At 38.4% G+C, this 10,105-nt stretch carries 9 protein-coding genes; 6 read left to right on the forward strand and 3 right to left on the reverse strand.

Annotated features, from left to right (window positions below; all coding sequences use genetic code 11):
• Positions 1-3: 3 nt before the first annotated feature.
• A complete protein-coding gene (locus AVJ19_RS12310) occupies positions 4-750 on the reverse strand; it encodes a sporulation protein (RefSeq protein WP_111859987.1) in 747 nt (248 codons plus the stop codon).
• A gap of 134 nt (positions 751-884) precedes the next feature.
• Between AVJ19_RS12310 and AVJ19_RS12315 the strand changes: the two genes are divergently transcribed.
• The 3 genes from AVJ19_RS12315 (at position 885) to AVJ19_RS12325 (ending at position 3,791) form a co-directional block, all read left to right on the forward strand.
• Positions 885-2,000 (forward strand): acyltransferase family protein, encoded by a 1,116-nt coding sequence (locus tag AVJ19_RS12315; RefSeq protein ID WP_111859988.1) that lies wholly within the window; start codon positions 885-887, stop codon positions 1,998-2,000.
• Between the two features lie 343 nt (positions 2,001-2,343).
• On the forward strand, positions 2,344-2,796 hold the full coding sequence (locus AVJ19_RS12320; protein WP_111859989.1) for an ABZJ_00895 family protein: 453 nt from the start codon (positions 2,344-2,346) through the stop codon (positions 2,794-2,796).
• 83 nt (positions 2,797-2,879) lie between these two features.
• Positions 2,880-3,791 (forward strand): TIGR01777 family oxidoreductase, encoded by a 912-nt coding sequence (locus tag AVJ19_RS12325; RefSeq protein ID WP_111859997.1) that lies wholly within the window; start codon positions 2,880-2,882, stop codon positions 3,789-3,791.
• A 249-nt stretch (positions 3,792-4,040) separates the two neighbouring features.
• Here AVJ19_RS12325 and thiO read toward each other — a convergent pair whose 3' ends face one another.
• Together thiO and hemB are read right to left on the reverse strand one after the other, a co-directional pair.
• Positions 4,041-5,147, reverse strand: a complete 1,107-nt coding sequence (thiO, locus tag AVJ19_RS12330) for a glycine oxidase ThiO (RefSeq protein WP_111859990.1) — start codon at positions 5,145-5,147, stop codon at positions 4,041-4,043.
• Between the two features lie 239 nt (positions 5,148-5,386).
• Positions 5,387-6,400 (reverse strand): porphobilinogen synthase, encoded by a 1,014-nt coding sequence (gene hemB / locus AVJ19_RS12335; RefSeq protein WP_111859991.1) that lies wholly within the window; start codon positions 6,398-6,400, stop codon positions 5,387-5,389.
• Positions 6,401-6,503: 103 nt separating this feature from the next.
• Here hemB and AVJ19_RS12340 point away from each other — a divergent pair, with 103 nt between their 5' ends.
• From AVJ19_RS12340 to AVJ19_RS12350, 3 genes are all read left to right on the forward strand, one after another.
• The gene (locus AVJ19_RS12340) at positions 6,504-7,034 is read left to right on the forward strand and encodes a thioesterase family protein (protein ID WP_111859992.1); all 531 of its coding nucleotides are present in this window, start codon (positions 6,504-6,506) and stop codon (positions 7,032-7,034) included.
• A 319-nt stretch (positions 7,035-7,353) separates the two neighbouring features.
• Complete coding sequence (locus AVJ19_RS12345) at positions 7,354-8,511, forward strand: HlyD family efflux transporter periplasmic adaptor subunit (protein WP_111859993.1); 1,158 nt, start codon at positions 7,354-7,356, stop codon at positions 8,509-8,511.
• 6 nt (positions 8,512-8,517) lie between these two features.
• Positions 8,518-10,044 (forward strand): DHA2 family efflux MFS transporter permease subunit, encoded by a 1,527-nt coding sequence (locus tag AVJ19_RS12350; protein ID WP_111859994.1) that lies wholly within the window; start codon positions 8,518-8,520, stop codon positions 10,042-10,044.
• Positions 10,045-10,105: the final 61 nt, after the last annotated feature.

Raw genomic sequence — 10,105 nt, forward strand, 5'->3', positions numbered from 1 at the left:
ATATTAAGCAATATTCAAAATTTGCTTAATATTTTGTACTAAGTTTGGCACTGAAACCCCATGATTTGGAATGCTAATACTGCGCAATTGATCATCTCTAAATTTACGATCAATTTCTAACATCACATGAGTTTGATGTTCTTGTGCTACAAAAGATACTTCCACTTCATTGATGCCACTAAAATGTTGAATTGGCACAAATTCTAATTCTTGATAACAGCCAATGGTTGAAAAATAATGATGCCCACGCAGTTGACCTTTTTCAACATCGACAGTTGCCAAAGCAAAGCCACACTGTTGCATGGCTTGTAAAAATGCTTGCATAGCAGGTGTAGGCGCAATGCGTAAATAATCTTTATCGGTTGCATCCAAACCCCAGTCTACATCTAAATGCGTATGTAACCAGACTTTAGTTTTGTTTTGACGGCATTGCACTTCGGTAATTGGTGTTTCAAAAGGCAATTGGATCGAAAATGGAAAACTATGTGATTGATTGGCTTTCAGTTCAAATGCACCGCTAATATGCCATTGTGCGATGGTCAGTGCTTGGTTAAATTCGTGATCATCCGTTTCTACTTCGGCAGTGGTCATTAGCTTCAGGTAAATGCCATTGATATTTTTATTGGATGATGCACCTTTGAAAATCACTTCGCCATTCACAGTTTGACCTGCTTGTGGTGTAGAGGTATAGATACAGGTATTGACTTCAACACCTTGTAAGCCCAGATTTGACATCAGTTTATTGAACATTTTTATGCATTACCACAAATTAGAGTTGTTAAAATTCATATCATTGAAATGGGATTGTGCTGATGTGTCAATGTTAAATTGGTGCTAATTTACAAACGGTTAAAAATGTTTTAAGCAAAAAATGAGTACAAAGCTTGCGAAATTATAAAATAGATGTGTTACGAGGAATTTCCATTTTATTGGTGTTAATTCACCATTTTAATATTCCATATAAACTGCATGACACTTTTTTAGGCGTGCAAATTTTTGGCGAAAGTTTGAGTACGCTGATTGCTCGAAATGGTAATTATGGTGTGACCATGTTCTTTGTCATTTCAGGCTTTTTGATCACACAACATACATTGCAGCGTAATGCTTCTTTGGCGCAAATTGATTTAAAAAATTTCTACATTCGGCGTATTGCTCGGATTATGCCATGTTTAGTTTTACTCGTGGCGATGGTCACCGTGTTGGGCAGTTTTGGTTTAAAACCTTTTATGAATCAAGCACCCAATGACATCGAAGTGTCTTATGGACTGACCGTATTTTCAGCTTTCACCTTTTGGATGAATATTCTGATCATTGAGAATGGTTGGGTTAACTATGCATTGGGTGTGTTGTGGTCTTTGTCTGTAGAAGAAGTTTTTTATTTGGCTTTTCCTTTGCTGTGTTTAATTGTGGGGCGTAGCCAAAAAAGTTTTATTTTACTGTTACTTGCTATTATTGCTTATGCACCTTATTTCCGATCATTACATTTTGGCGAAGAAAGCGGGGCATATCTTTATCATTATTTCTCAAGCTTTGATGGTATTGCAATTGGGTGTTTGACTGCACTGATTGCTCAAAACTATTCAGGTATATTGCCCAATAAAAATATCATGATCGGGATCGTATCAGTACTGATGATCATTTTATATTTTTATGCACCGATTAAAGCCGTGAGCACATGGGGAGTTAGTGTATTTGCATTGCTTTCAGCCATTTTAATTTTTTGTTTTGCACAAAACCCAACAGCACAAACTTCATCTATTTTTTCTAAAATCATGGTGTGGATCGGGCAGCGTAGTTATGAAATGTATTTGTTTCATTTGATTGTTTTGGGTTTATTTAAAGTGCTGTATTTCCCAAAAGAAACTTTGCCTATTGAAAAATTAATGTTGTTGCCAGTGTATTTTATTTTGGTCTTTATTTTGAGTTGGGCGATTGAAAAATATTATTCTACGCCTTTAAATAGGAAAATTCGTCAGCGTTTTATACGCTCAAACAGCTAGACAATAAGTTTAGATTGATGTGAAAATAGATCGTTTAGAAGAAAAACCAAATCTATAGACAAAAATAAACCGACGATTCGAGTGATGAATAAATCGTCGGTTAAAATACTTCGCTCAATTTGATTTAGGCTGCTGTTCCAAATCAATTGTAGAAGCATGAGTTTATAGGTCTCATGGGAGTTAAGGTTACCGAGTCAAATCTGCGGATGCCGGTGCAAATTATTCACGGTTGCTGCAACCTTATACTTATATAACGACAGTTATTTTGATTTGGTTGACAAGAAAATTAAAAAAAATTAAAAATTTTTCCTATAATGTATTTTTAAGTTGTGGAAATACTGCTATGGCATCGCTAAGTAAATATTTTTTATGGTTTTTTTTAATTTGTTTAGTGTTGACAATGCTGGTGGGTGTTTTAGTCGCTTTATTACCGAGTCAAATCGCAGGTGTTTTAACTGCATTACCTTATTTAATTTCTATGATTGTGGTTTTACATTTATTTTTAAAACAACAAAAACGTGCACCGAGCAAAGCTGAGCAGAAAAAATTTTCGATTGGTTTTAGTTTAATTTTCTGGATTTATAATTTTATCGGGATATTGATTGGTGTGATGGTTTTTGCACGTCATGATGCTGATGTTTGGCAGAATTTCTTAATGTATATGCAAAGCCCACAATTTTTAATGATTTCTGCCATGATGTTGTTGATGTTGGCTGTGCCATTATTTCTTATTACCTATTGGTTTTATGGCAAGCAAGCACAGCGTATGGCAGCGAAAATGTTTATCAATCAATAAGCTTCTATTTTTGAGAATGTTTAAAAATTATGCTTGAATGGGATGAAGAAAAATAACAGAGCATTTCATTGATGTTAAGTCAGATCGAACATAAAAATATTTTACTCACAGGCGCAAGCGGTTTTATTGGTACGCACTTGATCAAATACTTACTTGCGCATGGTTTTAATGTGATTGCTTATTCTCGACAAAAACGAACTTCACAAAATGTAAAGCTAAGATGGATTGAAAATTTTACTGAACTTGAAAATATACAGATTGATTATGTGGTGAATTTAACTGGGGAAAGTATTGGTGAAGGGCGCTGGACAGAGAAAAGAAAACAACACTTGATTGAAAGTCGTGTTAAAACGACGCAACAACTGTATCAGGCTTTACAAAATTATCAGATTCAACCTCAGTGTATTGTGTCAGGTTCTGCAATTGGTTATTACGGAATAGATCCTACAGAACAATGGCAAAATAAATGTGATGAAAATGCGCCATCACAAGCTATTTTTATGTCTGAACTTTGCCAAAAATGGGAAGCAGAAGCTTTGGCAGATCTCACCCAAAATACCAAAATCATACGTTTAGGTGTGGTTTTCGGGCAGGGTGGTGGCATTTTGCCACAAATGTTATTACCCATTAAAATGGGTTTGATTGGACGTATTGGCTCAGGTCGGCAACCAATGACTTGGATACATGTTGATGATGTGATTCAGGCGATTCTGTTTTTATTTCAAAGCACATCAGATCAGAAAATTTATAATGTAGTTGCACCTGATCATATTGTTCAAATGCAATTTGTAAATGTTGCAGGCAAAGTACTCAAACGTAAACCATTTTTACCATTACCGAGTTTTGTAATGCGCTTAATGATGGGTGAACAATCGCAATTGGTGTTAAATGGTCAGTATGTTCAGCCCAAAGCTTTGCTTGCTGAGGGCTTTGATTTTCAATATGTAGATTTGGAAAGTGCTTTAAGGCAGATTACACAACATTTGCCCAATTAAATTCTAGGCAATGTTCTAATGCTGATCAGTTAAGCAAAATTATTGGAAAAAATTCCTAAAATCTCCCCTCTTGCGTAGTCTAGCTACTCATCTTTGAAAAAGAGGGGAACTTCTTGCAACTAAAATGATTTTTAGTAATCTTGCCTAGCTGAGCTACTCATCCCTCCTTTGAAAAAGGTGAGGAACATGTTCCGCAAGGGGGAGGATTAAAAAACCTTAACTGGCTAGCATTAAGGCAATGTTCTGCTTTCAGCTAGGTTTTAAACGTTCCGTTGAATAAGCTGTTGCATCCACCAAAGTCTTTTGTTTAAGCATGAGTTGACGAAGTAATTGTGCAGAAGCAGGTCCCATACACAGACCATTACGGTAATGCCCAAAATTTGCCCAAAGATTTTCGATTTCAGGCATTTGCCCAATATAAGGAATCCCCGTTGGTGAGCTCGGACGTAATCCTGCCCATTGTTTGACGATCGGGAAATTCGCCAATTCAGGTACCATTTCGGTACAGGCTTTATAAATATTTTGCTGTGTTTGTACACTTGGGCGCTGATCAAAACCAAGATGATTCATACTCGAACCGCAGACTACATGACCATCCATACGCGGAATGAGGTACATGACATTGTTCATGCACATGGTGGGGAGCCAATTTTCAGGGGTTTTGAACAAGAGCATTTGACCTTGTACAGGCTCGACAGGAATTGACAATTGCAGCTGTTCAGACCAGCAGTTCGACCAAGCCCCCGTTGTAATCACAAATTGATCAGCTTCAAAATATTGTCCACTTGAAGTTTGAATGGATTGGATTTGGTTATTTTGAAGCTTAAATTTTTCAATCCATGTATTTTCCAAAACTTGGACTTTGGGATGTTGTTTTAAATAGCGAATTAACGATTTGAGTAAGCGTGGATTGCGCACATTTGCCAATTGCGGAAAATAAATTGCGTGTTGAAATTGTTCCGAAATATGTGGATTGACTTGTTCGAGGGCTTCTCGTTCTAAGTATTCACAATGTTGCATCGGCTCATTGTATTGATCTTTGTAATTGAGCCCAATTTCAAAATCAGTCTCATCAAAAATCAGCATACCTGTGTTATGGATTTCAAAATCTATCCCTGTTTCAGGTTTTAGTTTTTCATTCCATTGTTGATACAGTTGTTTGCCATATTGTGCCAAGTGATTGACTTCACGTGGGTAACGCCACGGATACATTGGGGACAAAATGCCACCGCCTGCCCATGAGGCAGCATGTCCTGCTTGTTGTTGGTCAAATATAGTGACTGAACAACCTTGTTCGACGAGTTCAAGGGCTGTGAGTAAGCCGCTGACGCCAGCTCCGATGATTGCGATGTGCATGGTGTGCTTTGTACCGAATTTAACTTACTCATCCCTTTAGGTTTCTAACATGAGTTAGTTCATTATTTTTTTAATCCACCCCTTGCGAAGCAATGCTTCTCACCTTTAAAAAAGAGGGAGCTTTCAATACTAAATTTACTTAGTTTTGTGGAATTCCCCCTCTTTTTCAAAGAGGGGTTAGGGGAGATTTTTAAAATTTATTAAAGGGATAAAAGTAATGGATTTGAAAGAAGAAATTACTACTTCATCTCTTTTAATTTACGTGCTGCTTCTTCTGCAAAATAAGTCCAGATCCCATCTGCACCTGCACGGCGGAAGCACATGAGTGATTCCATGATCACGCTGTCAGATAACCAACCATTTTGGATCGCCGCAGCCAACATCGCGTATTCGCCACTGACTTGGTACACAAATGTTGGAACGCCAAAGGTATCTTTGACTTCACGGACTACATCCAAATAAGGCATACCTGGTTTGACGATGACCATGTCCGCACCTTCTTGAATATCAAGGGCGATTTCATGTAGTGCTTCAGCACGGTTGCCAACATCCATTTGGTAATTGTATTTATTACCGCCTTTAAGGTTGGAAGAAGAACCTACAGCATCACGGAAAGGACCATAGAAGCTAGATGCATATTTCGCTGAATACGCCATAATATTGGTATAGATATGACCATTGCTTTCTAGAGCTTGGCGAATCGCACCGATACGACCATCCATCATATCACTTGGTGCAACCACATCTGCACCTGCTTCAGCATGGCTTAAAGCTTGTTTGATGAGGCATTGTACAGTTTCATCGTTCAGCACATAGCCTGTTTCATCAATGATGCCATCTTGACCATGTGTGGTATATGGGTCGAGTGCGCCATCAGTAATCAATACCATTTCTGGTAATTCTTTTTTCAAAAGACGTAAAGTATTTTGTACTAAACCATCTTCATGCCAAGCAGCTTCAGCGGTTAAACTTTTATCTTCTTGAGGAGTCACTGGAAATAACGCAAGTTTAGATACACCCAGTTCAAGTAGTGTTTCTGCTTTTTTCAACAATAAATCAGCAGACAAACGCTGTACCTTTGGCATACTAGGCACATCTTGAGTTTGATTTTGCCCTGGCAATACAAATACTGGATAAATGAGATGGTCTGCTGTGAGTTGTGTCTCTCTAACCATTGCACGAAGCTTATCGTTTTTACGGATACGGCGCATGCGAGTGGCTGGAAAAGCAGGACGATTGAACGTATAAGTCATAACAATCTCGATATTCAGTATTAAACTAAGTCACTCATTGTAGCCCTTTCATCTCATTTTTGGCAAAAAGCTGAAAGTTTTTCTCTGTATTGGTTTTTAAATTATGACAACTGATTCTCCCAAAGCTGATTCAAATAAAAGTGAATCACAAAAAAAATGGACAGGTAATTTGCATTTAGGTAGTAAAGCAAATTTAGAAGTTGTCCTTGGTCAACTCACCAAAGCCTTTAATACTTCACCTTATTTTTCTCATAATGCGATGCAAATGCGTGTGGTGGATGATGAAATTGAAGGTTATATCGAAATGAAACCGTTTTTGATTGGCAATGTTGCTTTTCAAATTTTACATGGTGGTGTTGCTGCAACCTTGCTGGACAGTATCGGTGGTATTGTGGCAATGGGGGAGCTGTACAAAAAAGCTGAACCTGATCAATTGGCAGATACTTTGAAAAAAGTATCACGTTTGGCGACAGTTGATATGCGTGTGGACTATTTAGCTCCAGGTCGTGGTCAGTATTTTATTGCTAAAGCAGAAACTTTACGTATGGGACGTAAGGGCTGCACTATGCGTATGACGATGGTCAATGATGAGGGTAAGGCGATTGCGACAGCAATTGCATCTTATGCCTATTGATCTATCTGCATAAATGTACTCAGCGGTACATTTTGTATTATTTATGTCAATAGAAGTCATTAAAATGAACATTTTGGTGACTTCTTTTCTTAATAAAATAAGATTAAAATCAATAACATTATTCAAAAAATAGAGATAAACTCTAGAGTTATATTTTTATTCTCATCATATGATTTTTATCTGTAAAATTAACCATCAAAATTTAAAGAAATTGACCTATCCAACTGTATCAAAATTGCATGAATGATTTGGCTGTATTTTTACTTATACATTCATGGACTTTGATGGCTTGGGTGAGTTGAAAAGTTAGGAAAATGCGATGACTGATGCGCAAAACCCCCATGCTTCTTCAAACGATGTAAATGAAGCGCGAGCTGATGTAGAAGCCAAAAAAAAACGTAAAAAGGCATTAAAAATTTTTGCCCTCCTCATTATTGTTGTTGCAATTTTATATGCCATTTGGGTGTTATTCTTTGGCAATACTGTTGAAACAGATAATGCTTATGTTGGCGCTGAAACTGCTGAAATTACTTCAATGGTTAGCGGTCAGGTGGAAAAAGTTCTGGTCAGTGATACACAGCAAGTCAAAAAAGGTGAGGTCTTGGCTGTCATTGACAATCGTGATGCCAAAATTGCCTTAGCGCAAGCGGAAGCTCAATTAGCGAAAGCCAAACGTCAATATACACAAAGCTCAGCGAATAGTAGTTCTTTATCTTCACAGATTTTGATTAGTGCTGATGATATTAACAGCGCTAAAGCACAAGTGGCACAAGCTGAAGTTGCTTTGCAACAAGCTAAACAGGAATTTGCACGCCGTCAGCAGTTGAGTGCTTCAGGTGCAATTTCCAAAGAAGAATTTACCAAATCACAAAGTGCTCTAGACAATGCCAAAGCCAGTGTCGATGTGGCAAAAGCGGCATTGGCACAAACTGAATCAAAACGTAAAGCTGCACAAAGTAACTTAGATGCCAATGAAGCTTTGATTCGTGGTACTTCGGAAAGTTCAACACCTGATGTTTTGGTGGCTCAAGCCAAATTGGATCAAGCACTTTTAGATTTACAACGTACTGAAATTAAAGCACCTTTAGATGGGGTGATTGCTCGCCGTAGTATTCAAGTTGGGCAGCGTGTGACCGCAGGTTCAAGCCTGATGAAAATTGTCCCAATTTCAGCGCTTTATGTCGATGCCAATTTTAAAGAAAGCCAATTGAAAGATGTTAAAGTTGGGCAGAAAGCGACATTAACTTCAGATTTATATGGAAAAAAAGTTGAATATCACGGTACTGTGATTGGTTTTTCAGGTGGAACAGGTTCGGCATTTGCTTTAATTCCTGCACAAAATGCAACAGGGAATTGGATCAAAGTCGTGCAACGTTTGCCTGTACGTATTCAACTTGATCCAAAAGAATTGGCTAAACACCCTTTACGTGTTGGCTTGTCGATGAATGCTGAGGTTGATACCTCATCAGCGAAGTAATCGCTTATGAATACAGCAACTTTTTCAGGCGAGTTGAAAGGTGGGCGCTTACTTTTAGCTGCATTTTTCTTAGCTCTTGCTAATTTTATGGTCGTGTTAGACATGACCATTGCCAACGTCTCTGTGCCACACATTACAGGAAGTTTGGCTGTTTCTAGTACACAAGGAACATGGGTGATTACCTCCTATGCAGTGGCTGAGGCAATTTGTGTGCCACTCACAGGATGGCTGGTTGGACGTTTTGGTGCGGTTCGTGTATTTACCGTGTGTTTGATTGGTTTTACCACATTTTCCATTTTATGTGGTTTATCCAATAGTTTGGCAATGTTGGTGATCTGTCGTATCGGGCAAGGTTTGTTTGGTGGTCCGATCATGCCACTGAGTCAAACTTTGTTGATGCATATTTTCCCACCTGAAAAGCATTCGCAAGCAATGGGCATGTGGGCAATGACTACAGTGGTGGGTCCAATTTTAGGACCTATTCTTGGTGGTACGATCAGTGATAACTTTTCATGGCATTGGATTTTCTTTATTAATATTCCTGTTGGAATACTGTGCGCAGTAGGTGTAATGCGTTTGTTGAAAACGGCTGAAACCCCGATTAATAAACTACCAATTGATACCATTGGTTTAACTTTACTGGTGGTTTGGATTGGTGCGTTACAGCTAATCCTTGATTTGGGACATGAACGAGATTGGTTCAATAGTACCTTGATTTGTATTCTCGCTGTGATTTTGGTGATTGGATTTATTGCCTTTTTCATTTGGGAATATTATGAAAAGCATCCAATCGTAAATATCCAAATCTTCCGCTATCGAGGATTTACCATTGCCACAACTTCTTTGGCATTTGCCTTTGCAGCATTCTTTGGCAGTATTGTCCTGATCCCGCAATGGTTGCAGATTAACTTGGGTTATACAGCTTCGTGGGCGGGTTATCTGACTGCAACAATGGGCTTTGGAAGTCTGATGATGTCACCAATTGTGGCGAAAATGGCAACCAAGTATGACCCAAGAGCATTGTCGAGCTTTGGTCTGATGATTTTAGGTTGTGTGACGTTAATGCGCTCATTTTGGACGAGTGATGCTGACTTTATGGCATTGGCATTGCCACAGATTATTCAAGGTTTTGCCGTTCCATTCTTTTTTATTCCTTTATCCAATATCGCTTTGGGGGTGGTACGACCTGATGAAGTGGCTTCGGCAGCAGGTTTGATGAACTTTATGAGAACTATGGCAGGGGCAATCGGTGCATCTGTTGCGGTAACCATTTGGGATGATCATACCAAGCTTGCTCGCAGTGAAATCGTCTCAAGCATGCATGTTGAAGAAACGCAGCGCAATTTGGTCAATAGTGGTTTTAGTCCTGAAATGGCATTAGGAACAATTTCTAACTTAGTTGATAAAGAAGCATTGACGGTTTCAGTCAATCATGTGTTTCTGATTTTTGCCATGATTTTCATTTTTGCAGGATTGATCATTTGGCTGTGCCCTAAGCCAAAAAATACTGTTGGACCTGGTGCAGCCCATTAATTCTGTTCGGATTATTTTTGATGAAATTCAAGCCTACTGTAAAGTGGGCTTTTTATTTTCT

Source organism: Acinetobacter sp. CFCC 10889 (assembly GCF_003268395.1).
Classification (GTDB): Bacteria; Pseudomonadota; Gammaproteobacteria; order Pseudomonadales; family Moraxellaceae; genus Acinetobacter.

Coding starts and splice junctions, on each gene's coding strand:
- AVJ19_RS12320 (WP_111859989.1), top strand. CDS start 2,344: ATGGCATCGCTAAGTAAATATTTTTTATGGTTTTTTTTAATTTGTTTA.
- AVJ19_RS12345 (WP_111859993.1), top strand. CDS start 7,354: ATGACTGATGCGCAAAACCCCCATGCTTCTTCAAACGATGTAAATGAA.
- thiO (WP_111859990.1), bottom strand. CDS start 5,147: ATGCACATCGCAATCATCGGAGCTGGCGTCAGCGGCTTACTCACAGCC.
- AVJ19_RS12310 (WP_111859987.1), bottom strand. CDS start 750: ATGTTCAATAAACTGATGTCAAATCTGGGCTTACAAGGTGTTGAAGTC.
- AVJ19_RS12340 (WP_111859992.1), top strand. CDS start 6,504: ATGACAACTGATTCTCCCAAAGCTGATTCAAATAAAAGTGAATCACAA.
- hemB (WP_111859991.1), bottom strand. CDS start 6,400: ATGACTTATACGTTCAATCGTCCTGCTTTTCCAGCCACTCGCATGCGC.
- AVJ19_RS12350 (WP_111859994.1), top strand. CDS start 8,518: ATGAATACAGCAACTTTTTCAGGCGAGTTGAAAGGTGGGCGCTTACTT.